General features: G+C 70.0%; 25 protein-coding genes and 1 tRNA gene. 16 read left to right on the forward strand and 10 right to left on the reverse strand.

The window, feature by feature from the left end:
* Positions 1–7: 7 nt before the first annotated feature.
* Positions 8–1,435 carry an adenylosuccinate lyase gene (purB, locus tag G528_RS0111230; protein WP_026919051.1) on the reverse strand — a complete coding sequence of 476 codons (1,428 nt, stop codon included), beginning with the start codon at positions 1,433–1,435 and terminating at the stop codon, positions 8–10.
* A 134-nt stretch (positions 1,436–1,569) separates the two neighbouring features.
* Between purB and G528_RS0111235 the strand changes: the two genes are divergently transcribed.
* From G528_RS0111235 to G528_RS17295, 5 genes are all read left to right on the forward strand, one after another.
* On the forward strand, positions 1,570–1,827 hold the full coding sequence (locus G528_RS0111235) for a metal-sensitive transcriptional regulator (protein ID WP_026919052.1): 258 nt from the start codon (positions 1,570–1,572) through the stop codon (positions 1,825–1,827).
* A 50-nt stretch (positions 1,828–1,877) separates the two neighbouring features.
* Positions 1,878–2,276, forward strand: coding sequence for a DUF302 domain-containing protein (locus G528_RS0111240; RefSeq protein WP_026919053.1), 399 nt, complete (start codon positions 1,878–1,880; stop codon positions 2,274–2,276).
* Between the two features lie 42 nt (positions 2,277–2,318).
* Positions 2,319–2,456, forward strand: coding sequence for a hypothetical protein (locus G528_RS18645; protein ID WP_169515261.1), 138 nt, complete (start codon positions 2,319–2,321; stop codon positions 2,454–2,456).
* A gap of 61 nt (positions 2,457–2,517) precedes the next feature.
* Positions 2,518–3,462 carry an alpha/beta hydrolase gene (locus G528_RS0111250; protein WP_026919054.1) on the forward strand — a complete coding sequence of 315 codons (945 nt, stop codon included), beginning with the start codon at positions 2,518–2,520 and terminating at the stop codon, positions 3,460–3,462.
* 99 nt (positions 3,463–3,561) lie between these two features.
* A complete protein-coding gene (locus G528_RS17295) occupies positions 3,562–5,298 on the forward strand; it encodes a DUF222 domain-containing protein (RefSeq protein ID WP_245569748.1) in 1,737 nt (578 codons plus the stop codon).
* Positions 5,299–5,347: 49 nt separating this feature from the next.
* Here G528_RS17295 and purD read toward each other — a convergent pair whose 3' ends face one another.
* Positions 5,348–6,601 (reverse strand): phosphoribosylamine--glycine ligase, encoded by a 1,254-nt coding sequence (gene purD / locus G528_RS0111260; RefSeq protein ID WP_211220631.1) that lies wholly within the window; start codon positions 6,599–6,601, stop codon positions 5,348–5,350.
* Between the two features lie 55 nt (positions 6,602–6,656).
* On the reverse strand, positions 6,657–7,871 hold the full coding sequence (locus G528_RS0111265) for a low temperature requirement protein A (RefSeq protein WP_342663118.1): 1,215 nt from the start codon (positions 7,869–7,871) through the stop codon (positions 6,657–6,659).
* 40 nt (positions 7,872–7,911) lie between these two features.
* On the opposite strand from G528_RS0111265, the gene G528_RS0111270 reads away from it, so the two are divergent.
* Entirely contained in the window at positions 7,912–10,017 is a 2,106-nt protein-coding gene (locus G528_RS0111270) for a DEAD/DEAH box helicase (RefSeq protein WP_026919057.1), read from the forward strand.
* Positions 10,018–10,039: 22 nt separating this feature from the next.
* Here G528_RS0111270 and G528_RS0111275 read toward each other — a convergent pair whose 3' ends face one another.
* The 3 genes from G528_RS0111275 to G528_RS0111285 all read right to left on the reverse strand — a co-directional run bounded on the left by G528_RS0111275 (position 10,040) and on the right by G528_RS0111285 (position 12,700).
* On the reverse strand, positions 10,040–10,468 hold the full coding sequence (locus tag G528_RS0111275; RefSeq protein ID WP_026919058.1) for an HIT family protein: 429 nt from the start codon (positions 10,466–10,468) through the stop codon (positions 10,040–10,042).
* A gap of 100 nt (positions 10,469–10,568) precedes the next feature.
* Positions 10,569–11,996, reverse strand: coding sequence for a sensor histidine kinase (locus G528_RS0111280; protein ID WP_026919059.1), 1,428 nt, complete (start codon positions 11,994–11,996; stop codon positions 10,569–10,571).
* The gene (locus G528_RS0111285) at positions 11,993–12,700 is read right to left on the reverse strand and encodes a response regulator transcription factor (protein ID WP_026919060.1); all 708 of its coding nucleotides are present in this window, start codon (positions 12,698–12,700) and stop codon (positions 11,993–11,995) included. The genes G528_RS0111280 and G528_RS0111285 overlap by 4 nt, the downstream gene beginning before the upstream one ends.
* Positions 12,701–12,824: 124 nt before the next feature.
* Here G528_RS0111285 and G528_RS0111290 point away from each other — a divergent pair, with 124 nt between their 5' ends.
* Complete coding sequence (locus G528_RS0111290) at positions 12,825–13,400, forward strand: hypothetical protein (RefSeq protein WP_156890428.1); 576 nt, start codon at positions 12,825–12,827, stop codon at positions 13,398–13,400.
* Positions 13,401–13,412: 12 nt separating this feature from the next.
* On the opposite strand, the gene G528_RS0111295 is transcribed toward G528_RS0111290, so the two are convergent.
* A complete protein-coding gene (locus G528_RS0111295) occupies positions 13,413–14,984 on the reverse strand; it encodes a carboxylesterase/lipase family protein (protein ID WP_026919062.1) in 1,572 nt (523 codons plus the stop codon).
* Between the two features lie 80 nt (positions 14,985–15,064).
* On the opposite strand from G528_RS0111295, the gene G528_RS0111300 reads away from it, so the two are divergent.
* Both G528_RS0111300 and G528_RS0111305 read left to right on the forward strand, forming a co-directional pair.
* Positions 15,065–15,550 (forward strand): GyrI-like domain-containing protein, encoded by a 486-nt coding sequence (locus tag G528_RS0111300; protein ID WP_026919063.1) that lies wholly within the window; start codon positions 15,065–15,067, stop codon positions 15,548–15,550.
* Positions 15,551–15,560: 10 nt separating this feature from the next.
* Positions 15,561–15,785, forward strand: coding sequence for a hypothetical protein (locus G528_RS0111305; RefSeq protein WP_026919064.1), 225 nt, complete (start codon positions 15,561–15,563; stop codon positions 15,783–15,785).
* 34 nt (positions 15,786–15,819) lie between these two features.
* On the opposite strand, the gene G528_RS0111310 is transcribed toward G528_RS0111305, so the two are convergent.
* A tRNA-Thr gene (locus G528_RS0111310) sits at positions 15,820–15,894 on the reverse strand.
* Positions 15,895–16,079: 185 nt separating this feature from the next.
* Here G528_RS0111310 and G528_RS17300 point away from each other — a divergent pair.
* Genes G528_RS17300 through otsB form a run of 5 tightly spaced genes read left to right on the forward strand, consistent with a single transcriptional unit; the run spans position 16,080 to position 20,822 of the window.
* Entirely contained in the window at positions 16,080–17,594 is a 1,515-nt protein-coding gene (locus G528_RS17300; RefSeq protein ID WP_156890432.1) for a threonine/serine exporter family protein, read from the forward strand.
* Positions 17,591–18,382: a MerR family transcriptional regulator gene (locus tag G528_RS0111320; protein ID WP_035719786.1), complete on the forward strand. Its 792-nt coding sequence runs from the start codon at positions 17,591–17,593 to the stop codon at positions 18,380–18,382. Before G528_RS17300 ends, G528_RS0111320 begins: the two co-directional genes overlap by 4 nt.
* Positions 18,383–18,405: 23 nt before the next feature.
* Complete coding sequence (locus tag G528_RS18650) at positions 18,406–18,573, forward strand: hypothetical protein (protein ID WP_169515263.1); 168 nt, start codon at positions 18,406–18,408, stop codon at positions 18,571–18,573.
* 18 nt (positions 18,574–18,591) lie between these two features.
* A complete protein-coding gene (locus G528_RS0111330) occupies positions 18,592–20,070 on the forward strand; it encodes an alpha,alpha-trehalose-phosphate synthase (UDP-forming) (RefSeq protein ID WP_026919066.1) in 1,479 nt (492 codons plus the stop codon).
* Positions 20,067–20,822, forward strand: a complete 756-nt coding sequence (otsB, locus tag G528_RS0111335; protein ID WP_026919067.1) for a trehalose-phosphatase — start codon at positions 20,067–20,069, stop codon at positions 20,820–20,822. Before G528_RS0111330 ends, otsB begins: the two co-directional genes overlap by 4 nt.
* A 31-nt stretch (positions 20,823–20,853) precedes the next feature.
* Here otsB and G528_RS0111340 read toward each other — a convergent pair whose 3' ends face one another.
* The gene (locus G528_RS0111340; protein ID WP_026919068.1) at positions 20,854–21,987 is read right to left on the reverse strand and encodes an ROK family transcriptional regulator; all 1,134 of its coding nucleotides are present in this window, start codon (positions 21,985–21,987) and stop codon (positions 20,854–20,856) included.
* Between the two features lie 96 nt (positions 21,988–22,083).
* Between G528_RS0111340 and G528_RS0111345 the strand changes: the two genes are divergently transcribed.
* Positions 22,084–22,836 carry an SDR family oxidoreductase gene (locus G528_RS0111345; RefSeq protein WP_026919069.1) on the forward strand — a complete coding sequence of 251 codons (753 nt, stop codon included), beginning with the start codon at positions 22,084–22,086 and terminating at the stop codon, positions 22,834–22,836.
* 37 nt (positions 22,837–22,873) lie between these two features.
* On the opposite strand, the gene purU is transcribed toward G528_RS0111345, so the two are convergent.
* Positions 22,874–23,746 carry a formyltetrahydrofolate deformylase gene (purU, locus tag G528_RS0111350; protein WP_026919070.1) on the reverse strand — a complete coding sequence of 291 codons (873 nt, stop codon included), beginning with the start codon at positions 23,744–23,746 and terminating at the stop codon, positions 22,874–22,876.
* Positions 23,747–23,848: 102 nt separating this feature from the next.
* Here purU and deoC point away from each other — a divergent pair, with 102 nt between their 5' ends.
* Positions 23,849–24,526, forward strand: coding sequence for a deoxyribose-phosphate aldolase (gene deoC / locus G528_RS0111355; protein WP_026919071.1), 678 nt, complete (start codon positions 23,849–23,851; stop codon positions 24,524–24,526).
* Positions 24,527–24,547: the final 21 nt, after the last annotated feature.

Raw genomic sequence — 24,547 nt, forward strand, 5'->3', positions numbered from 1 at the left:
CGGTGCGTCAGAGGATGGGGGCCGGGCTGTAGGCCGCGGCGTCGGGACGGGCGTCGATCCAGGCCGCCGCATCGGCGATCACCTGCGCGACCTGCGCTTCGGCGGCACCGACGAACGCCGTCTTGTCGGCGATCAGCTCATCGAGCCGGGCACGGTCGAGCGGGATCCGGTCGTCGGCGGCGAGCCGGTCGAGGAGATCCGGCTCACGCCCCTCCTCCCGCATCGCGAGCGCGACGGCGACGGCGTTCTCCTTGATCGCCTCGTGCGCCGTCTCACGGCCGACACCGGCCCGCACCGACGCCATGAGAACCTTGGTGGTCGCCAGGAACGGCAGATAGCGGTCGAGTTCGTTCGCGATGACCTCGGGATACGCACCGAACTCCGCGAGGACGGTGAGAAACGTCTCGGTGAGACCGTCGATCGCGAAGAATGCGTCGGGCAGCGCGACACGGCGGACGACCGAGCAGAACACGTCGCCCTCGTTCCACTGCGCACCGGCCAGTTCGCCGGTCATCGACGCGTAGCCGCGCAGGATCACCGCGAGTCCGGTGACCCGTTCGCAGCTGCGGGTGTTCATCTTGTGCGGCATCGCCGAACTGCCGACCTGGCCCGGCTGGAATCCCTCGGTGACCAGTTCGTGCCCGGCCATGAGCCGGATCGTGGTCGCCAGCGACGACGGTCCGGCCGCCAACTGGACCAGCGCGGAGACCACGTCGTAGTCGAGCGACCGCGGATACACCTGCCCCACCGACGTCAACGAATGCGCGAAGCCGAGATGCGCGGCGATCGCCTCCTCGAGACGGTCGAGTCTGGCGGCGTCACCGTCGAGCAGGTCGAGCATGTCCTGACTGGTCCCCATCGGCCCCTTGATCCCGCGGAGCGGGTAGCGGGCGATGAGTTCGTCGAGCCGGGTGAGGGCCGCCATCAGCTCGTCGGCCGCCGAGGCGAACCGTTTGCCGAGGGTCGTCGCCTGCGCGGCCACGTTGTGACTGCGGCCGGCCATCACCGTGGTCGAGTACGCGGCGGCACGCTCGGTGATCCGCGCGAGCATGGCGATCGCATGGTCCCGCACATGGTGCAGTGACAGCAGGATCTGCAACTGCTCCACGTTCTCGGTGAGGTCGCGGCTCGTCATGCCCTTGTGGATGTGTTCGTGCCCGGCGAGATCGTTGAACTCCTCGATCCGAGCCTTGACGTCGTGCCGGGTGACCCGCTCGCGGGCGGCGATCGAGTCGAGATCGACATCGTCGACCACCCGCTCGTATGCGGTGACGGCGTCGGCGGGCACATCGATACCCAACTCGCGCTGCGCCTTCATCACGGCGATCCAGAGTCGCCGCTCCAGGATGATCTTGTTGCTCGGCGACCAGATCTCTGCGAGGTCTGCGGAGGCGTAGCGGCCGGCGAGGACGTTGCTGATAGCAGGTTTACCCACGCTTAGGCAGTGTAGTGCCGCTCGCACGGCCCAGCGAAAACGCTGCACCCGGTCTGTGGCCGCATCCTGGCACGAATTATACCCCCAGGGGTATAGTCGGGGAAGTACCGGAAGACGAGCGAAAGGGCACTCCGGTGACAACGGACCCGGCACGCACGGCGATCGTGAACAGACTGCGCCGCGCCCACGGCCAGCTGGCGGGAGTCATCGCGATGATCGAAGACGAACGCGACTGCCACGAGGTGGTCACGCAACTGGCCGCCGTGTCGAAGGCGCTCGATCGCGCGGGATTCAAGATCATCGCGACCAACCTGCGCTCCTGCCTCACCGACCCCGACGGCGACGGCCCCGACGCGGAGTCGCTGGAGAAGCTCTTCCTCTCCCTCGCCTGAACCACCTCGCACCACCGCCCCACACCACCCACCCGAAAGGAGACGAGGCCGTGAACCTCGCCATCGCCACCACCATCGACGCCCCGCTCCCCGAAGCCGTCGCACGCACCAGAGAAGCCCTGGCGGACCAGGGGTTCGGCGTCTTGACCGAGATCGACATGGCCTCGACACTGCGGACGAAGATCGGCGCCGAGATCGAGGACTACGTGATCCTCGGCGCCTGCAACCCGACCCTGGCCCACCGAGCCGTGACCGCCGACCGCCAGATCGGCCTGCTGCTGCCGTGTAACGTCGTCGTCCGCACCGACGTCGAGCGACCAGAACGGAGCATCGTCGAAGCCATGAATCCGGCCCTGATGGTGACCGTCACCGACGACCCGGCGCTGGCCCCCGTCGCCGACGAAGCCACCACCCTGCTCACCGCCGCCATCGAGTCGCTGCACGCGTGAGCGACCGCGACCACGACCGCGACCACGAAGGAGAACCTCGGCATGTGTTTCCCCGTCACCTGCTCCGCCTGCGGAAAGACCACCTGGGACGGCTGCGGTGAGCACGTCGACCAGGTCATGGACCAGGTTCCGGCCGACCAGCGGTGCACCTGTCCCGACACGCGACTCGCCGACGCCTGACGGTGCACACGCGGCGCGAATCGGCCTCCGCGGGTGGGGCGCGGTAAAGTCCGTTATCGGAATGCCTACCGACGACACCTCTCCGTTCGCCGATCGTTCGGCCACCACCCGAAGCCCGGTCTCCCGCCGGTCCCTGCTTGCGGGTGTCGTCGGCCTGTCGGCGCTCGGCGGCGTCGCCGCCTGCACGAGCGAGGAACCCCTGGTGCCGAGCCAGGCCGCGGACGTCGGCGGCGACGACGAGCTACCGACCCCGACCACCCCGCAGGAGATCCCCGACGAACCGGACCTCATCACCGGCAGTTTCGTCTCCCAGAAGATGGCCGGACGGCCCACCCGATGGGCCGCCGTCCGCCCGAAGGGTGTGACGGGCGAACTTCCGGTGGTCATCGTGGCGCACGCGCTCAACACCAACGAGCGCAGCATCTTCACCAAGGGCCTCAACATCCAGGGCGTGGTGCAGCAGTACGTGGACGCCGGGAACCCGCCGTTCGCCGTCGCCAGCGTCGACGTGGGCCGCAACTACTTCCACGCTCGCACCGACGGCGCGGACGGCGCCGCGATGATCATCGACGAGTTCATCCCGCTGCTCGACGAGAATCCGGAACTCAACGTCCGCACCGATCGGATCGGCCTCTACGGCTGGTCGATGGGCGGTTACGGAGCCCTGCGCATCGGCGCCCTGGTCGGGGCCCCGCGGATCGCGGCGATCGCGGTGAGCTCACCGGCCATGTGGGCCGACCCCAACAATTTTCCGCCCCGCGCGTTCGACTCCTACGCCGACTACGCGGCCAATTCACTGTTCGGTCAACAGCACGCGTTCAGCAAGATTCCGCTGATGATCTCGATCGGCATGGCCGACCAGTTCTACACGTATGCGCGCCAGTGGGCGGCCGACCTGCATCCACCGGCCGCGTTCGGGACGTCCGCGGGCGGCCACACCAACCGGTTCTGGCGGTCGGTGCTCCCCGAACAGGTCGAGTTCCTCGGCCGCAATCTCGCACGCTGATCTGTCGTCGCGCCTGTTCGACGTGTCCGACCCCGCGAGTATCATCGAACACGAGTTCGAGATACGGCGAACGTGATCGGGAGTTTCGGGGAGGATGCCATGACCGCGACGATGATCTTGCCGCCCGGACCGGGCAACCCCGGGCCGGGTCCGGTGTTGCGTGGGCCCGGTGAGTTGGCGGAGCTGTCGGTGACGGTGACCGATGAGGAGTTGGTGATCCGACTCCCGCGGCCCGCTGGAGCGGCCGGGCGGGCAGCGGGTGGTGATGATGCTGGGTGTGATGATGCTGGGTGTGATGATGCTGGGCGTGATGATGCTGGGCGTGATGATGCGGCGATGATGCTCTTCGCCGCCCGCGCCGACTCCTTCCACGGACTGGTCCTCTGGCACCGATATCGGGCCATCTACGACCTGGCCAGCGACCGGATCGCCGAGGCGAATGCTGCCGCCGACGCCAACACCACCGCCGATGCTGCCGGGAACACCGATGTGTTCACGCGGCTTTATGATCCGCTGTGTCAGATCGCCGCCTCCTACGCCGTCGTAGCGGGGGTGCGGCAGTGCACCGCCGAACGCTTCGTCGATGAGGCCCTCGCCTGCTTCGACCGCATCCCGGCCATCGGCCGCCTCCTGCGCGACGGGGTCCTGACGCCGTTCTGGTTCCGCCGCGCCATCGAACAAACCGCACTCATCGAGGACCCCGACATCCTGGCGTTCATCGACACCGAAGCCGCCCACCGTCTCACGGTCATCGGTGGGCTGACCGCACGCCGGGTGGAGAACACCATCGCCCACGTCGTGGCCACGCACGACCCGGATGCGGTCACTGCCACCCGCGAGGACACCCGCGCCCAGAAGAAGGTGCTTATCGCACCGGTGACCGACACCGTCTCCGAACTGCTCATCACCACCTCCACCGAAGACGCGGTGCTGTGCAAGGACACCATCGATGCGGTCATCGCCGGAGTGTGCCGCCACGATCCGCGCACCAAAGGAGAACGACGTGCTGATGCGGCCGTCGCCCGCCTGACCGGCACCCCGTTCGTCTGTGCGTGCCAACGCGCCGATTGTGCCGCTGAGCTCTCCGATCACGATGTGGCCGCCCGGTGTGCGAGCATCGTCCTGCACGTCGTGGTCCGGAAAGAAACCCTCGACGGCACCGCCGACACCCCCGCCGTACTGGACGGCTACGGACCGATCTCCGCCGCCCACGTCCGAGAACTAGCAAAACGCCCCGACGCGACGACTCGAGACCTGGACCTCGGGCAACTCCTGGACCGGACCGCCCAGCGAGGCAATCCATATCGGCCCACCGCCGTCCTCGACACGGCGGTGCGCGGGTTGTTCGGCACGTGCTCCTGGATCGGCTGTGATCGACCCGCGTGGCGGTGCGATCTGGATCATGTCACCGAATACAACCACGCCGATCCGGGTTCGGGTGGGCCGACGTGCGCGTGCAACCTCAACCCCAAATGCCGCTTCCACCACGGCCTGAAAACCCACACCCGCGGCTGGCTCGACGACCAGATCACCGACGCCCACGGCACCATCTGGACCGAGCTCACCACCCCCGAAGGCATCACCATCCGCCGGCAGGCCGCCAACACCTGGCTCCTCCCCGAACTCGGACTCCTGCCCTGCGACCACAACACCCCAACCGGCACGACACGCCGAACAACCGGACACGCCGAGAACGCACCAAAACGCACACGGACCCGCCTGGAGGCCAAACACCGATACCGAATGCAGCAACGCGCCATCAACCGCCGCCACCGCGAAACCGACCAAGCACTCGCCGCACTCAACTCCACCGACGACGGCCTGCCGCCCTTCTGAGCCCCGCCGCCCTTCTGAGCCCGACCGTCGGCATACCGGCCACTCGGAGTCAGATGCTGATGAGCCCGTCCTCGGCGGCCTTCCCGATGTCCGTGCGGTGATGGGCGCCCACCAACGTCACACCGGCGAGCCGTTCATAAGCCTGCGCGCGTGCTCCTGCCAGATCGTCACCGCGACCCACCACCGACAGGACGCGACCGCCAGCGGAGACCACGGTCCCGTCGGCGTCGCGCGCCGTGCCGGCATGCAGGATCCCCTCGCCGTCGGCGCCGCGGATCGGGTCACCCGTCCGCGGACGACCCGGATAGTTCTCGGCCGCAAGGACCACGACCACCGCGGCGCCGTCGTGCCAACGCAACGGCGGAAGGTCGGCGAGCGTTCCGCGCGCCGTCGCCGCGAGCGCCTCACCGAGCGGAGACTCCATCAGTTCGAGAACCGCCTGAGTCTCCGGATCACCGAAACGACAGTTGAACTCGACAACGGCCGGCCCCTCTGCGTCGATCGCCAGGCCCGCGTACAGCAGTCCGTTGAACGGCATCCCCCGAGCCGAGAGCTCGGCGGCCACCGGCGCGACCACCTCGTCGACGATGCGTTGCGTCATCTCGTCGGGCAACCACGGCAGCGGCGCATACGCCCCCATGCCGCCGGTGTTGGGTCCGGCGTCTCCGTCACCGACTCGCTTGTGGTCCTGCGCCGGCAACAACGGGACCACGGTCTCGCCGTCCACGAGGCAGAACAGCGACACCTCGGGCCCGTCGAGGAAACTCTCCAAGAGCACGGGGTGACCGTTCTCCAGGCAGTCGGCGGCGTGAGCGCGGGCCGCCGAACGATCCGTCGTCACCACGACACCCTTGCCCGCCGCCAGGCCGTCGTCCTTGACCACCCAGGTCGGACCGAAACGGTCGAGAGCCGCGTCGAGGTCGGCGGGATTGTCGACGGTCTCGGCGCGCGCCGTGCGCACACCGGCAGCCGCCATCACATCCTTCGCGAACGCCTTCGACCCCTCGATCCGTGCAGCCTGCGCCCCCGGGCCGAACGTGTCGACGCCCGCGGCACGCAACGCGTCGGCCACACCCAGAACCAACGGAACCTCCGGACCGATCACCACCAGATCGGCGCCGATCTCGGTGGCCAGGGCCACGACCGCCTCCGCCGACGCGACATCGACCGCATGATTGGTCGCCACCGACGCCGTTCCCGCGTTACCGGGCGCAACGTGCAGTTCCGAAACCGACGGGTCACGGTCGAGTCCGAGGAGCAGGGCATGTTCGCGGCCGCCCGAGCCGATCACGAGTACGCGCACGGTCATCAGGATAGTGGGTGCCCCGCGGTCGATCACCCCGCGGTCGATCGGTCGATCACCCCGCCGGCGTACCCCGCACCCGGTGCGAGACCTCCACGAGCAGCACCGGCAGCACCGGAGTGAGGCAGGCGACCACCACGCACACGAGCAGGCCGACGCCGACCTCCGTCATCACCAGTCCCGCGACGAGGGGGACGGCGGCCAGCGCGACCATCGACGGCATCCGCGCATCGGGTCCCTCCAGGTAGTAGTACATGCCGATGGTGCCCAGGCAGAACACGGCCAACGGGATCGCGACCGCGGCGTACACCGCGTGCTCGGAGATCACGACCTCCCCGTCCTCCCACAGGCCGACCACGTGCAGGCCGGCCCCCACCGCGGCGCAGCCGATGACGATCGGCATGCTGCCGTACCCCCACGGGAAACACTTGGCCGGATGATCGGCCAACGGCTTGCCGACCTCCAACCGGAAGTACAGCCACCACATCGCGAACGTGACGCCCATCGCGGACAGCCCGAGGACGGCCGTCGGGAAGCTCCACCCCACCCGTTCGATCGTCGACTGCAACACCGCGACCGTCCCGACGACACCCTCGCCGAGGGTGATCACCACCAGCGTCGAATAACGCTCCACGATGTGCCGGGGATGCCACGGCGTGCAGGTGAACCGCGTCTCGGCGATCACCGGCCCCAGCAACTCCACCACCATGCACACCGCGATCGCGACGAGGGTGGGCACCAGAGTCATCGAGATCACCGCGACCAGCACCCAGCCGACCTGCGCGACCATCGTCATCACGGCGTACGTGAGCGCCGTCGCACGGAAGCCGGGAGCCTGGATCGCCGCACGGAGCCACTGGGCGATCATTCCGAGCCGCATCACGATGTAACCGATCACCACGACGGCGAGGTCGACGTGCTCGTTGGCGTCGATGGACGCGAACACCGGCGGCAGACCGATCGCGATGACCGCCACGCCGACCATCTGGACCAGAGTCAGCAGCCGGTACACCCAGTCGTCGGTGTCGAAAGCCGACGCGAACCACGCGAAGTTGATCCACGCCCACGCCGCAGCGAACGTCGCGATGCAGTAGCCGACCACCGCCGCACGGTAGTGGCCGACGGCGAGATACTCGGCGAGCTGGGTGCCGGCGACGGAGAACGCCACGACGAAGACGAGGTCGTAGAAGACCTCCAGGTCGCTGGCACCGCGGTCGTTCTCGGCGGGGTCGCGTCCGGTCATCCGACGCAGGGCGGTGGAGATCGTCACCAGGGAAGGGTACTGCCGCCCGCGCCGATACTGTGGCGGCATGACGAGTTCCGAGCCGCCCCAGGACGCACCGCTGACGCCCGATCAGCGGGCCGTCGCCGACCGCGTCATCACCTCACTGGCCGGTCCCGACGCCCGATTGCGCGACGACCAGGAACGCGCCGTCGGAGCGCTCGCGACACCGGGCGCCCGCGTCCTGGTCGTCCAAGCCACCGGCTGGGGCAAGTCGGCCGTCTACTGGGCGGCCACAGCGGTCATCCGTGCCGCGGGCGGCGGCCCCACCCTGATCGTCTCGCCGCTGCTGTCGCTGATGCGCGACCAGGTGGCCGCCGCCACGCGCGGCGGACTGCGCGCCGCGACCGTGCATTCGGCGAACATCGACGACTGGTCGGCCGTGGAGGCCGCCCTCCTGGACGGTTCACTCGACGTCCTGCTCGTCTCACCCGAACGTCTCGCGAACCCCGGCTTCGGTCGGCGGGTCCTCGACGCGCTGGCCGGTCGCCTCGGCCTGGTCGTGATCGACGAAGCGCACGCGATCTCCGACTGGGGCCACGACTTCCGGCCCGACTACCGGCGGGTGTCCGATGTACTGCAGACCCTCAACCCGCAGACGTCCGTACTCGCGACGACCGCCACCGCGAACGCCCGCGTCACCGACGACGTCGCCGATCAACTCGGCGAGGCCACACTGGTCCTGCGCGGCCCCCTGGCCCGCCGCTCGCTGCACCTGAACGTGATCGACGACCTCGCCCCACTGGAGCGGTACGCCTGGGTGGCCCAAGAACTGCCGATGCTCCCCGGGTCGGGGATCGTCTACGTGCTGACGGTGGCCGACGCCGACCGCCTCGTCACGGCGATCCGGACGGTCCACGGCGACGAGCTGCCCGTGGCGTCCTACACGGGCGGACTCGACGCCGACGAACGGGCCCGCCGCGAAGACGATCTGCTCGCGGGCCGAGTGAAGGCGCTCGTCGCGACCTCCGCCCTCGGCATGGGTTTCGACAAGCCCGACCTCGGCTTCGTCGTCCACGTCGGCTCGCCGCCGTCCCCCGTCTCCTACTACCAGCAGGTCGGTCGTGCCGGGCGTGCCCTCGACGAGGCGATCGTCATGCTGCTGGCCTCACGCGTCGACGACGCCGTCTGGGAGCACTTCGCGACCGCGACCATTCCCGACCCCGACCGGATGAACCGGCTCCTGACCACCCTCGCCGAGGCGGCCGGCCCCATGACCGTGCCCGCCATCGAAGCGGAGACCGGCATCCGACGGGGCCGCGTGGAACTCATGTGCAAACAGTTGGCCGTCGACGGCGCGGTCGAACGGTCCAGCGACGGGTGGTCGACCACCGGCCGTCCGTGGACCTACGACGCCGAACACTACGCGGGCGTCCTCGCGGTCCGTCGCCGCGAAGCGGACATCATGCGCGCCTTCATCCGCGGTGAGAAGTGCTTGATGCGCCTGCTCACCGAGTCGCTCGACGATCCGGCGGCGCAGGAGTGCGGACAGTGCTCGGTGTGTCGCGGCGAGGTGACGCCGGGGTTGGCGCTGCGGCCCGATCCCGAAACCCTCGCCGCGATCGGCGCCGTCCTGCGGCGTGACGCCCAGATCCTCGCACCGCGGAAGATGTGGCCGGGCGGCGAGTTCGGGACGCGCGGCCGGATCCCGGCGGAGTCGACGGCCGAGGCGGGACGCGTCCTGGCCTTCGCCGACGCACCCCAGTGGCGGGACGTCCTCGACGCGGCCAAGTCCGGCGATGGGCAGGCGCGGGCCGCGCTCGCCGACACCGCCGTGTCCGTCGTCGCCGACTGGACGCGCGCGGCGGGCATCAGACCCGATCTCATCGTGTCACTCGACCTCACCGGCGGTGACCTCGCCGAAGCGCTGGCGACCCGGCTCCGCGAGGTCGGGCGGCGGTCCGGGGGACCGCTCGGCGTCCGCGCCGGCACTCGACCGGGCCGCGAGGCGACAGGCGCCACCGAAGCCGTCTACTGGCGGGATCACCTCGAGCCGGTCCCGCCCGTCACCGGCGCCGTGCTGCTGGTGGTCGACGAGACGGGCAGCGGCTGGCCGGTCACGCTCGCCGCCGCAGCACTGCGCGACGCCGGGGCCGACGCCGTGCTCCCGCTGGTGATCCACCAGACGGCGTGAGTCGAGTCGGGCGGGCCGACCGTCACTCGTCGGGGACGTTCTCCGCGTACCCCGACGACACCAGGGACGCCCGGATCCGCCGTGCCGCATCGTCGAGCGACTCCGGCGACGGATCCTGCTCGGCCTTGGTGAGGTCGAACGATTCGAGCGTGTACGCGGGGAACACGTGGACGTGCAGGTGCGGCACCTCCAGGCCCGCGACGAGCAGACCCATCCGCGGGGCGTCATAGGCGTCCTTGACCGCTCGGCCGATCTTCTGCGCCACCTCGGTGACGTGCGTGAAGGTCGGGGTGTCGATCTGCTCCCAGTGGTCGATCTCCTTGCGCGGCACCACCAGGACGTGGCCGGGGGTGACCGGCGCGATCGTGAGGAAGGCGACGGCCGTGCCGTCCTTCCACACGAAGCGGCCCGGAAGATCGCCGTTGATGATGTGTGTGAAAACCGAAGGCATGACCCCAGTGTATGAGTCGAGACAGTGTAGGAGTCGAGACCGTGTAGGAGTCGGGACCGTGTATGAGTCGAGATCCCGGGGCCGGGCGTCCGGTGGTGAGTCAGGGAGTCGATGCGACGGCCGAGCGGGGCAGCACGAACCAGAACGCGGCCCCCCGCCCCGGCGCGGTGTCGACACCGGCTCGGCCGCCGTGGGCGTCGACCAGGGCCGCCACGATCGACAGCCCCAGTCCGCTGCCGGAGCCGCCGCTGCTGCGGTGCCGAGACGCGTCACCGCGGTAGAAGCGTTCGAAGACGTGGGCCGCGTCGTCGGCCGCCATCCCGGGTCCGTCGTCGGCGACCACCACCGTCACCTCGTCGCGTGTCGCGAGCACCCGGACGACGACACTCGCGGCGGGTCCCGCGTGGACCAGGGCGTTGCCGACGAGATTCCGCACCACCTGGGTCAAACGCGGCGGGTCGCCGCTCACCAGCGGATCGCCGACGTCGTCACCGACCTCGATCTCGATGGTGCGGCCGGGCGCGGCGGCGCGCGCCGCCTCCACGGCATCGGCGACCAGGGGCACCACCGCCACGTCTGCGCGACTCAGGGGGCGCTGCGCATCGAGCCGCGCCAGCATCAGCAGATCCTCCACCAGCAGACTCATCCGGTCGGCTTCCGAACCGATGCGCGCGACGGCGTCGTCCGTGTCGGCGGCGCCCATGGCCATCAGTTCGGCGAACCCCTTGATGGACGTCAGCGGAGTCCGGAGCTCGTGGGAGGCGTCGGCGACGAAACGACGCATCTTCTCCTCCGACCGCCGCGCCTGCTGTTCGGAGCGCGCGGTTGCGGCGAATGCGTGCTGGATCTGTCCGAGCATCCCGTTGATCGACCTGCCGAGGCTGCCGACCTCCGTGTTCTCCGGTGCGGTCGGCACCCGCCGGTGCAGATCGCCGCCGGCGATCGCGTGCGCGGTCTCCTCCACCCGGCGCAGCGGGCGCAGACTCGAGCGGACCAGAAGCGAACTCAGGACGCCGATCACCAGGACCACCACGGCGCCGATGCCGACCTGCAACCAGATGAGGCGGCTCATCGTCTCGTCGACGTCGGTGAGCGGGACCGCGACCACGGTGACCCCGATTCCGGAGGTCCGTTTGACCACACGCCACCGCGGCCCGTGGCCGACCGACGCGACGGTCGTCGGCCCGGCGTCCCCGTCGGGGAGCGACTCCAGGTCGGGGCGGGTGGAGAAGTCGCTCAGGGTCACGGTGACGCCACCGGGCATCGTCGTCGACACCAGATACTGCGACGGCGGCCGCTGCGGTCCCGGCGGCTGCACGTGGTCGGTTCCGATGTTGCCCGGTCGCGCCCACCCGTTGATCGCGTCCCGCAGTCCCTCGTCGGTCCTCGACACGAGGTTGCCGCGCATCGCGGACGTGACCGCGAACCCCGATGCGACGAGGCCGAGGACCACCAGGAGTGCCGTCAGCGCCACCAGCGACACGCGCAGCGGCACACCGCGCCGCGCGGCGGGCGGCGATGCGTTCACGTGCGCGGCTCGCGCATCACGTATCCGACGCCGCGGAGCGTGTGGATGAGGCGCGTCGGCCCGGTGTCGATCTTGCGACGCAGATACGAGACATACGATTCGACGACGTTCACATCGCCCCCGAAGTCGTAGCTCCACACGTGGTCGAGGATCCGCGGTTTCGAGAGCACCGTGCCCGCATTGACCATGAAGTAGCGCAGGAGGGTGAACTCCGTCGGCGACAGGGGCACCAGGTCACCGGCTTTGAACACCTCGTGCGTCTCCTCGTCGAGTTCGATGTCGGCGAACACGATGCGCGTGGTCGCGTCGCGTCCCTCGCCGAACCCGCTGCGCCGCAGCAGCACGGCGAGTCGCGCCACCACCTCCTCGAGACTGAACGGCTTCGTCACGTAGTCGTCACCGCCGATGGTCAGACCGTTGACCTTGTCCTCCACCGAGTCGCGGGCCGACAGGAACAGCGCGGGCGCGTCGACGCCGTCGGCGCGCAGCCGCCGCAGCAGCCCGAAGCCGTCCATCCCCGGCATCATCACGTCGAGGACCACCACGTCGGGTCGGAAGCCGCGGACCACGTCGATCGCGCGCGGCCCGTCGGCGGCCGTCACCACCTCGTAGCCCTGGAATTTGAGCGACACCGACAGCAGTTCGCGGATGTTCTCCTCATCGTCGACGACGAGGACTCGGGCCGGTGCGTCCGCAGAAGTCATGCCTCCAGCGTGCACAGCGCACCGCTGCCCCGACTGGCAGACTGCTGGGAACTTCCTGTGAACCGGACGGGAGTTAGCATCGTCGGAACGGGCGCACCTGCGACCCGCGACGAGAGGATCCGACATGGCCGTGCCGTACGCGAACCCTGCGCCACACGTGAATCCGCCGCGCTCGAAGACCGGCCCCATCGTCATGATCGTCCTCGGCGTGCTCCTGCTGCTGGGCGGCCCGCTCGGCGGTCTGATCGGCGGCGCCGTGCACACCGCGAGCCAGGCGGTCCGGTACAGCGACGACATCACCCCCATCGAGACGGCCGACCTCCGGCTCGACGACGGCGACACCGCGATCCTGTTCGCGGAGGCCGATCAGATCTCCAAGGTCGGCATCGAGTTCTGCCACGCACGCACCCTCACCGGCGACGCCGCTCAGATCACCCCCGTCGCCGACTCGTTCATGAGCATCTCGGCGCACGGACACGACTACCGGTCGTTCGCGCGGATCACCGCCACGGGAGACGGTGTCCAGCACATCGAGTGCGCCACCGATGCGAACGTGTACGTGGCGCCGCCCGCACCCTTCGAGGGATTCCTGCGCGCCTTCGGCTGGTGGATCGCCGGCGGGCTCGTCGTGGCGCTCGTCGGTCTCGGCCTGCTCATCACCGGCATCGTCGGACTCTCCCGGCGGTCGCGGCGGGCGTGACCGGGCGGCGGCTCACCGGAAGCTGAGCACTTCGTCGCCCCACGCCCGCAGCAGGTGGTCGTCGATCCCCTCGGCCGCGTAGTCGGTCGGACCGTCGATGAGCAGTGAACTGTGCCGTTCGGGCACGTACGGGTCCCAGCGGACGTCGTCGGGGTCGCCGGTGTCGGGCACACCGTCGGCCGCGAACCCGAGCCACCGGTACTGCATGCGGCGGCGCACCCGTTCGCCGATCGCTCGGCCGCCGAGCGCGTACATCGGGTCGCGTCGGCTCGACGCCGGATTCCCCCACACGTAGGGCACCTCGGTGGCGTGTGCCGCCCCGTACCCGAGCAGGCGGAGCAGCGGTGTGGCCCAGTCGAAGCGATACAGGTGGACCGGCGCCACCTGGGCGTGCGATTCGGTGATCCACAGTGCGGGCATCCGGAATCCGATGTCGCGGGAGATCGCCATGCTGCGCGCCCCGCTCGGCACATGCCCGTAGGAGGCGCCGAGCTCGTCACGCGCGGGGATCGACAACGCGGGCCGCTCGTGCCCGATGAGCGTGAACATCGCGTCGACCCCGTGATCGCGAACCGGCATGAGCGGTGTCGACATGAACCGAAACAGCGACGTCTCGTGACGGTTCGTGCCGATCAGCAGCGGCACCCGGTGTGCATCGCCGGTCACCACGGCGTCGAGGGGATCACGCGGCACCAGGTCGCCGTCGACGACGGGCGCGTACGCGATGGTGCCGGGGAATCTGTTCGGGACCGACGAGAAGACGGTCGACGACGCAGCGACCAGGTCGTACGCCGGGGTTCCCCGGAGCCGAGCCGCACTCACGTGGTCGGGGTCGAGGGCGGCCAGCAGCATGTTCGCGTACCGCTCGCCGCGTTCGGCGTCGTACACGGTCGTCGCCGGCGAGCTCTGTGCGATCGCCCGGTGGAACAGTCCGCGCGCGGCGGGCGACGCCAGCAGGGTCGTGACGACGCCGGCGCCGGCCGACTCCCCGAAGATCGTGACGTTTCCGGGGTCGCCGCCGAACGCGGCGATGTTGTCCCGCACCCAGGCCAGCGCCGCGATCACGTCCGACAGACCGCAGTTCGCGTCGAACTGTTCGCCGCCCGCCGACATCGACCGCAGGTCGGTGAACCCGAACGCCCCCATCCGATAGTTCACCGTCACGATGATCGTCGGCGTTCCACGAGCGACCGACGACTGGACCAGCGACCCCGGGTCGTAGAGCGGCTGCGATCCCGACCCGCACAGGTAGGCGCCGCCGTGGATCCAGACCATGACCGGCATCGAGCGCCCCGACCCGGCGGCACCGCGGGGTGTGCCGACGTTGAGGTACAGGCAGTCCTCGTTGGCGACGGCCGCGGCCCCCAGATCGATCACCGGCATCACCGGCTGCGGGCACACCGGTCCGTGATTGCGGGCGTCGGTGATCTCTCTGCGCACTCGCGGCGGCCGGGCGTGGCGCCACCGCAGCGGGCCGACCGGCGGCTGCGCATACGGGACGCCGAGCCAGAGGTCGGCGGTGGCGGTGCCGGTGCCGCGAAGCGGTCCGTATCCGGTGTCGACGACGAGGTCGGGCGCGATCACGACATCATTGTGCACGACCTCGGCGTTCACGGCCCGTGTGCACGGCGCGCACCCGCGCGGTCCGGCCGTACGATTGCCGCATGACGAGTTCTGCATCCCTGGTCCTGCGCGAGGACCCGTACTTCGAGGCCACCGAGATCCAGCTGCCGTCGGGCGTGCCCACCGTGACCGTGGAGTTCTTCGACGAGACCCTCTCGGGGCTGCCGGAGATCTTCGACTCGGCGTTCGGCGCTCTCGCCGAGGCCGGCCCGGTGGGGCCCGGTTTCGCCGTGTACGTCGGCGACGTCACCGACACCTTCGACCTGACGGTCGGGTTCCCGGTCGCCGAGCCGGTCGACGTCACCGACCTCGACGGTGTCGCGAACGCCGAGTTCCCCGCCGGCCGGGCACTGGTGATGAGCCATCTGGGCGGTTTCGACGGACTCGGCAGCGCGTGGGAGACGCTGCTGGAGACGCACCGCGTGACCCGCGGGTCCGCACCGCGCGCCCTCATCGAGATCTATGTGACCGACCCGTCGGCGATCGCCCACGACGACCTGCGGACCGACCTGCTCGTCGTCCTGTGAGGCGCCGACCATGACGACTGACGACGACCTCCCGCGCGTCGATCCCGACGGCACTGCTGACCACGACCGGCGACCGCAGTGGGGCCGTCCGGCCCGGACGGCGGAGGAGATCGTCGACGCCGCCGACTGCGGCCGGGTGTGGGCGATGGCCGATCGGGTCTTCCCGCTGTACGCCGACTACCGCACGAGGGCGGCGGCGACGGGGAGGACGATCCCGTTGGTGCGGATCCGTTGACGAGGACCGCCGACCCGAACGGGAGTCCCCCGAGTGGAGCCCCCTGTCAGGATTGAACTGACGACCTACGCTTTACAAGAGCGTTGCTCTACCACTGAGCTAAGGAGGCCTGCCGCGGAAGTATATAGGGTCACACTCCAGACCCGTAACGGAGCGGCCGACCGACGACGACTGACACGTGGAGCCCTCGCACACCCCCGCGATCCGGCTCCGCTCATGACCGTCACCGCCGCAGCCGTCCCCACCCGGATGCGTCTGCGAATCACCACCTGTGAGGAGGACTGAGGGGTGCGACTGCTGACCACGCTCCGTCGCGGATTCGACAAGCTGTTGGGCGAGGAACAGGCCACGATCGACACGATCGAGCCCGGCAGCATCCTCGTCGCTCCCCGCAAGCCGATCCCGATGGACGACGAGGCGGCCATCACCGAGGTCCTCGACCTCGCCGCCCGCATCGGCGCGGTCCTCCTCGACTCCGGCACGGGCGCCGTCGACACCCGCGATCAGATCATCTTCGTCGCCGGCATCTACGGCCTGGACAACGTCGAGGTCGACGTCACCTTCAACACCATCCTCGTCAGCGCGCGCCGCGGTCCCACGCTGCCGCCGGTGACGGCGGTCCGCACCGTCCACTACCGGTCGCTGGACTTCACCCGCCTCGCGCACGTCGACCGTCTCGTGCGGCGGGTGCGGCAGCTCGCGATCACTCCCGGCACCGCCCATCGCATCGTGGACGGCATCACCACCGCCGGTCACCCCTACCCGTACTGGGTCGCCACCCTGGGGTGGGGCGCGATGGCCCTCGGAATCTCGATTCTGCTGGGCGGCAATCCGCTCATCGCGACGACGACGATGGTCACCACGATCATCATCGTCTCGACGAATCGGCTGCTCGCACGCTTCGGCACCCCGGTGTTCTTTCAGCAGATGGTGGGCGGTTTCATCGCCGTGTTACCCGCCGCGACGCTCTACAACTGGCGCGAGGCGCTCAATGTGACGTTCATGCCCTCGCAGATCATCGCCGCGGGCATCGTCGTGCTCCTGTCGGGATTGTCGCTGGTCGGTTCGGTGCAGGACGCGATCACCGGAGCGCCGATCACCGCGACCGCCCGGTTCTCGGAGGTCGTCCTGATGACGGTCGGCATCCTCGGCGGGGTCGGTGCGGCGATCAAGGTGACCGAGTCGCTGGGCATCATGCTGCCGTCGATCTCCACGGCGTCGCCGTTCCGGCCGACCGATCTGCCGACGACCATCGCCGGCGGTGCGATCGCGGCCGGCGCCTTCGCGTTGGCGAGTTACGCCGAGAGACGGGCGATCCCCGTCGCGTTCGGCGCCGGGGTCGTGGCCTCCGGCGTCACCGGCGGACTCACGCTGCTCACCGCGGGCCCGCTCGTCGCCTCGTTCGGGGCGGCCGTGGTGGTGGGCCTCGTCGGTGGTCTCGCCGCCCGCCGCGCGTTGACGCCGCCGCTGGTCATCGCCGTCGCAGGCATCACCCCGATGCTGCCCGGTTCGGCCGTCTACCGGGGGTTGTACGGCTTGATGAGCGAGCAGTCGGTGGCCGGGATGCGGCAGCTGGCCACGGCGATCAGCATCGCCGGCGCACTGGCCGCGGGGGTGACGCTCGGTGAGTTCATCGCCCGTACGCTCAAACGCCCGCAGTTGCCTGCGGCCTTTCACCGCCAGCGGCGTGCCGTGAAGTTCCCCCGCATGGCCGCGATGCCCTTCCTCCCCCACCGGGACCCCGGTGCGACCGGTCCCGCGCGGGGCTTGACCCTCCCCCGACGTCAGTCTCCACGATCGAAGACATGACGGTGAACGACGAGAGCACGACGCCCGGCGGCACCACCTGGACGGTGGGTCGCCTCGCGGAGTCGACCGGTGTGACGGTGCGCACCCTGCACCACTACGACCGGATCGGACTGCTCTCGCCGCGCATGCGCTCGGGTGCCGGATACCGCCTCTACACAGACGCGGACGTCCGTCGCCTTCAGCGCATCGTCCTGTTCCGACGACTCGAGATGCCGTTGGACGAGATCGCCTCACTGCTCGACGGTGACGACGATCCGGCCGACAGTCTCCGTCGCCGCCGGGACGCCGTCGTGTCCAGGCGCGATGAGCTCACCGAGCTCATCGACGCCATCGATCGAACACTGGAGGCAGAGATGACACAGCGACCCGTGACCGACGCGGAGATGCGCGAGATCTTCGGCGACGGATTCAGCGACGAGTACCAGGCCGAGGCGCAACAGCGGTGGGGCGACACCGATGCCTGGCGGCAGTCGGCCGAACGGACCCGGCGGTACACGAAGGACGACTGGGCGCAGATCAAGGCGGAGACCGACGCTATCAACGCCGCGTTCGTCGCGGCCAAACGCGCCGGTCTCCCCGCCGACGGCGACGCCGCCACCGATGCGGCCGAGGCTGCTCGCACACACATCGACCGGCGGTTCTACGACTGCAGCCATCAGTTCCACACGTGTCTCGGCGAGATGTACGTCAGCGACCCGAGATTCACCGCCACCTACGAGGATCTCGAACCCGGGCTGGCCGCCTATGTGCGTGATGCGATCGTCGCGAACGCCGCCCGGAACACCTGACCGGCTCGGGTAGAATCGCGGCCATGGCAGCGAAGACGACGACCGACGAGATCGCCGAGGACGAGTTGACGCCGGTGGCTGACGAGACAGCGCATTCGGCACGACGGGTGGTGGCCGCCTACGCCACCGACGCCGACGAATGCCGCATGCTGCTCGCCATGCTGGGCATCGCACCGGGCGAGACCGCCTGAGCAGAAGACCCCGACTCGATGACTCAGCCCGGTGGGCACCCGGCGACGGGTGCGGATTTCGTCGTCGTCGCGAACCGACTGCCCGTCGACAAACGTGTCCGACCGGACGGCTCCGCCGTGTGGAAGCGGGCCCCCGGCGGTCTCGTCACCGCACTGACCCCCACCCTCGCCGCCCGGTCGGGCGCGTGGGTGGGATGGTCCGGCGTCCCCGAGTCGCCGGGCACCGATTCGCCGGGCACCGATTCGCCGGCCACCGATTCCGGCGAGCGACCGGTGGTCGACGGCATCGACATCCGTCCGGTCCCCCTGAGCGCCACCGAGGTCGAGGACTACTACGAGGGCTTCTCGAACTCCGCCCTGTGGCCGCTCTATCACGACGTCCTCGTCCCGCCCGTCTACCGGCGCGACTGGTGGGAGACCTACGTGACCGTGAACCGGCGGTTCGCGGAGGCCGCCGCCGAGTCCGCGGCGCCCGGGGCGCTCGTGTGGGTGCAGGACTACCAACTGCAGCTCGTCCCGGCGATGCTCCGCGACCTGCGCCCGGACCTGCGCATCGGGTTCTTCCTGCACATTCCGTTCCCGCCGGTGGAGCTGTTCAGCCAGCTGCCGTGGCGCGAGGACATCGTCCGCGGACTCCTCGGCGCCGACCTCATCGGCTTCCACCTCCCGGGCGGAGCCGAGAACTTCCTGGCCCTCGCCAGACGGGTCCTGGGGGCCGATGCGTCCACCGGTCCGGTGGGGGTTCGCGAGGACTTCGGCACCGTCGTCCACGACGGCCGGACGGTGCGCGTCGGATCGTTCCCGATCTCCATCGACTCCGCGGAGGTCCGCGACCGGGCCGCCGAGACCGCCGACCGGGCGGCCCGCATCCGCGCCGAGCTCGGTGACCCGCGCACGGTGATGCTCGGCGTCGACCGGCTCGACTACACCAAGGGCATCGACGTCCGACTCGAGTCGCTCGAGCGTCTGTTCGCCGACGGTCGCCTCGACCCCGCCGAGACCGTCCTCATCCAGCTCGCCAGCCCGAGCCGCGAGCGGGTCGACAGCTACATCGAGATCCGCAATCGGATCGAGCGGACGGTCGGCCACATCAACGGCACCTACGGCACCGTCGGGAGTCCCCCCGTCCGGTATCTCCTGCAGCCGGTGCCGCGAGCGGAGTTGCTCGCCTACTTCCGTGCCGCCGACGTGATGCTCGTGACGCCGCTGCGCGACGGCATGAACCTCGTCGCGAAGGAGTACCTCGCGGCCCGCGACGACCTCGGCGGCGCCCTCGTCCTCAGCGAGTTCACCGGTGCCGCCGCCGAACTCACCGACGCCTACCTGATGAATCCGTACGACGCCGACGGCGTCGACGACGCCATCGCGGCCGCCGTCACCGATCCCGCCGAGGTGCGTCGCGGCCGCATGGCCGCACTGCACCGACAGGTGATGGACAACGACGTCGACCAGTGGGCGCGCAGCTTCCTCGACACCCTCGCCCAGGTGCGGCGATGATCGACGATTCGCTGACCGCCGCCCTCGCCGAGGTCGCCGCCCACGAGCGCGTCCTGGTGGCGTCCGACTACGACGGCTGCGTGGCGCCGATCGTGTCGCGTCCGGAGGACGCCGTCGCCGATCCCCGGTCGATCGCGGCACTCGAACGCGCGGCGCAGGCACCGGGAACGGTCGCCGCGCTCATCTCGGGGCGAGCGCGCGCCGACCTCGCCGCCCTGTCCGGCGCCGACAAGTCCATCACGCTGGTCGGCAGTCACGGCGCCGAGTTCGAGTCGGGATTCGACGACGCGGTGACCGACCGGCACCGGGATCTGCTGGCGCGGATCGTCGCCGACCTCGGCGACATCAGCGGTCACTTCCCCGGCGCCACCATCGAGACGAAGCCGGTGAGCGCCGCCCTCCACGTCCGCAACGTGGACGACGACGCCGCCGCCGAGGCGATAGCCCTCGCCGAGGCGGGTCCCGGCGCCTGGGAGGGTGTCGAGGTCACACACGGCAAGGCGGTCATCGAGCTGGCCGTCATCAAGACGAGCAAGGGTGTCGCGCTCGACCGACTCCGGTCGGCCTTCGAGGTCGACGCCGTGCTCTACCTGGGTGACGACGTCACCGACGAGAAGGCGTTCGCGCACCTGGGTCCCGGTGATGTCGGCGTCAAGGTCGGTGCGGGCGCGACGGCCGCGGCGTTCTGCGTCGAGGGTCCCGACGACGTCGCCGAGGTGCTCGCCCGGATCGCCGACCTCCGCATTCGCTGACTCCGGGGATGCTGACTCCGGGGGATGGGCGTCAGTCCCCCGCGACGCCGAGCGGGTCGCCGTAGACCGCCGACAGCGCCACGGCGACCGCCGACGCCTCGGGCGCCGCGATCCCGAAGCAGGTGGGGACGATCTCCAGGGCTCCGGGCAGCAGGCTGGCGGCGTCGAAGGCCGCCTGCACCGGTGCCAGACCGTGCGGGTGGGCGGAGAACGCCTCACCGGCGACGATCACCTGGTCGGGGTTGAGCACGTCGCGCATCGTCGCGACGGCCTCCCCCAGCACCCGTGCCCGATCGTCGGCGATCACCCCCGCGGTGTGATCGACGCCGAGTCGGGCGGCCGCGGCCTTGACCGCGGCGGTCCCGATCACCGGTTGCAGGGGCGCGATCGGTTCGACGTCGAGCACGCCGGGAGCCACGCGGAGTCCGGCGACGGTTCCCGCGCCGCCGGCCGGTTGATGCACCTCCCCGCCGATGATCAGCGACATGCCGACCGTCTCGCGGGCATAGAAGAACAGGGTGGAGCCGTCGTCGTCGATCGACGACGAGAGGAGCAGTTCTGCGGCCGCCATCGCCTGAACGTGCTCGGCGACCGACACCGGGACCCCGAGCGCCGCGGTGAGCCGCTCACCGAGCGGCTGGTCCTCCCAGCCGAGGATCGGGTGCGAGACGACACCGGTCTCCGAATCGACCACGCCGCCGAGAGCCGCACCGCCCCACAGCACCCGGCGCCCCGAGAAGCGGGCGGCGAGTTCGGCGAGCAGATCGCACAGCCGCGCGACCGCCTCGGCGGGCTCCGCGCCGGCCAGTTCACGCGTGCGGATCGCGTGACTGTAGAGCGTCCGGCCGGCGACGTCGGCGATGACCAGCGCGGTCCGGCGGGCGCCGACATGCATTCCGGCCACGCAGAACCGATCCGCGTCGAGGGTCAGCGGCAGTTTGGGGCGTCCCACACCGGCGTGGCCGAGGAGGTCGGCGCGCTCCACGAGGAGACCTGCGTCCAGGAGCGCGTTGACCTGACGGTTGATCGTCGCCGCCGACAGCCCCGTCTCGTCGACGATCCTGTCGCGGGTGAGGGGCGCGCCGGCCCGCACGGCGCCGAGAACCGCTGCGGCGGGACCGGACCCGACGCGCAGGTGCGCGACGACGACGCCGCTGATGTTCATGGGGTCGAAAGTATCAGTATGCAGCGCTCCGGGATGCGGGTACCGGCCGTCGTCACCGCCGGATGTCACCGGTCCGCAGCGAATACACTCGGAGGCATGAGCGCTTCGGACAACAGCAACGGCAGGGTCGCAGTCGTGACGGGGGCGAGTTCCGGCATCGGCGCCGCCACCGCGCGACGGCTGGCACAGGACGGCTTCCAGGTGGTGCTCGGGGCCCGCCGAGTCGATCGGATCAGTGAGCTGGCCGACGAGATCGGCGGCCGAGCCAGCTACCTCGACGTCACCGACGCCGCCTCGGTGGAACGGTTCATCGCGGCCCTCGATCGTGTCGACGTCCTGGTCAACAATGCCGGCGGCGCCAAGGGCCTCGCCCCCGTGGCCGACGCCGACCTCGACGACTGGCGCTGGATGTGGGAGACCAACGTGATCGGCACCCTGCGGATCACCAAGGGACTGCTCCCGAAACTCGCCGACTCCGGTGACGGCCTCATCATCACCGTCACCTCCACCGCCGCCCTGGAGGCCTACGACAACGGCGCCGGATACACCTCCGCCAAGCACGCCCAGGGAGTTCTGCACCGCACCCTGCGACTGGAGCTGATCGGCACGCCGATCCGGCTCACCGAGATCTGCCCCGGCATGGTCGAGACGGAGTTCTCGCTGGTCCGCTTCGACGGCGACACCGCAAAGGCCGACGCCGTCTACGAGGGGCTCGAGCCTCTCGTCGCCGACGACATCGCCGACATCATCTCGTTCACCGCATCGCGGCCCTCACGCGTCGACATCGACCAGATCGTCGTCCGCCCCCGCGACCAGGCGACCTCCCGCCGAAACATCAAGACCGGCTGACCCCGTATCTGGAACACCCCGTCACTGGAACACCCCGTCACTGGAATACGACGGTCTTGCGGTCGTGCACGAGAACGCGGTGCTCCAGATGCCAGCGCACGCCGCGCGCCAACACCAGGGTCTCGATGTCGCGGCCCTGACGGACCATGTCCGCCGCCGAGTACTCGTGGGTGATCCGGCTGACGTCCTGCTCGATGATCGGGCCGGCGTCCAGATCGGCGGTCACGTAATGGCAGGTGGCGCCGATCAACTTCACGCCGCGCTGGAACGCCTGATGGTACGGGCGGGCGCCGATGAAGCTCGGCAGGAAGCTGTGGTGGATGTTGATGGCGCGCCCCGCCCACGCCTCGCACAGCTCCGCGGGCAGGATCTGCATGAACCGGGCCAACACGATCGCGTCGGGACGATACCCGTCGACGATCCGCCGCACCTGCGCGAACGCCTCCTCCTTGCCGTCGGCCGGGAACGGGACGTGATGGAACGGGACCCCGAACCGGGTGGTGATCTCCTCCAGATCGCGATGGTTGCCGACCACCGCGCTGATCGCTGCGGGGAAGTCGCCCCGCTCGGCCCGTGCCAACAGATCCGTCAGACAGTGACTGTCCCTGCTGACCAGCAGGACCGCCGACTTCGGTGCACCCGAATCGCTCACCTGCCACTCCACCTCGGGACCGAACATCGCCGCCACATCGGCGAAGCGGGTGCGGAAATCGTCGATCGTCATCCCCACCGAATCCGCGCGGACCGCCTGACGGGTGAAGAACCAGCCCGTCACCTCGTCGGAGTGGTAGGCGGCCTCGGTGATCCAGCCGCCGACGCCGGTCAGGAATCCGGAGAGGGCCGCCACGATGCCCGTGCGGTCGGGGCAGCCGAGGGTCAACACGAAACGACGGTCGTCACCGGCCGACACCTGCCGGTCGGGGGTCTGCCGGTCGGGGGTCTGCCGGTCAGGGGTCTGCCGGTCAGGGGTCTGGGAGTTGCTCACCCGACCAAGTGTGCCAAGCTCGAATCCGTGACGAACACCAACCTGACCCGAGCGACCGTCGCGGCGATGGTCGACCACACCCTCCTCAAGCCCGAAGCCACCCGCGCCGACGCCGAGGCCGCGGTGTCCGAGGGGCTCGACCTGGGTGTCCACGCGATCTGCCTGTCCCCGTCGATGCTGCCCGTCGACACCGGCTCGGCGGCCACCTGCGTGGTCGCCGGATTCCCGTCGGGCAAGCACCATTCGCTGGTCAAGGCCGCCGAAGCGCGGTTCGCCGTCGACTCGGGCGCCGACGAGATCGACATGGTGATCGATGTGGGGGCGGCCGTGGCCGGCCACTACGACGAGGTGTTCGCCGACGTCCTGACCGTGCGGGAGGCCGTCGGCCGGGAGGTCGTGCTCAAGGTGATCGTGGAGGCGGCGGTGCTGCTCGACACGATCGGCGACGACGGCCTGGCGAACGTGTCCCGCCGCGCAGCGGAGGCCGGTGCCGACTTCGTGAAGACCTCCACCGGATTTCACCCGTCCGGCGGCGCGAGCGTCCGAGCCGTCGAGGTGATGCGCGCGGCAGTGCCCGCGAGCGTCCGCGTCAAGGCCAGCGGCGGCATCCGGACCGCCGAGTTCGCGGCCGAGCTGATCGCGGCGGGCGCCGATCGGCTCGGCCTGTCGGGCACCCGCGCCGTCCTCGATAGTCTCCCCGACTGACCTCGGCCCGCCGACCAGATC

The sequence above is a fragment of the Gordonia shandongensis DSM 45094 genome, from assembly GCF_000423025.1.
GTDB lineage: Bacteria > Actinomycetota > Actinomycetes > Mycobacteriales > Mycobacteriaceae > Gordonia > Gordonia shandongensis.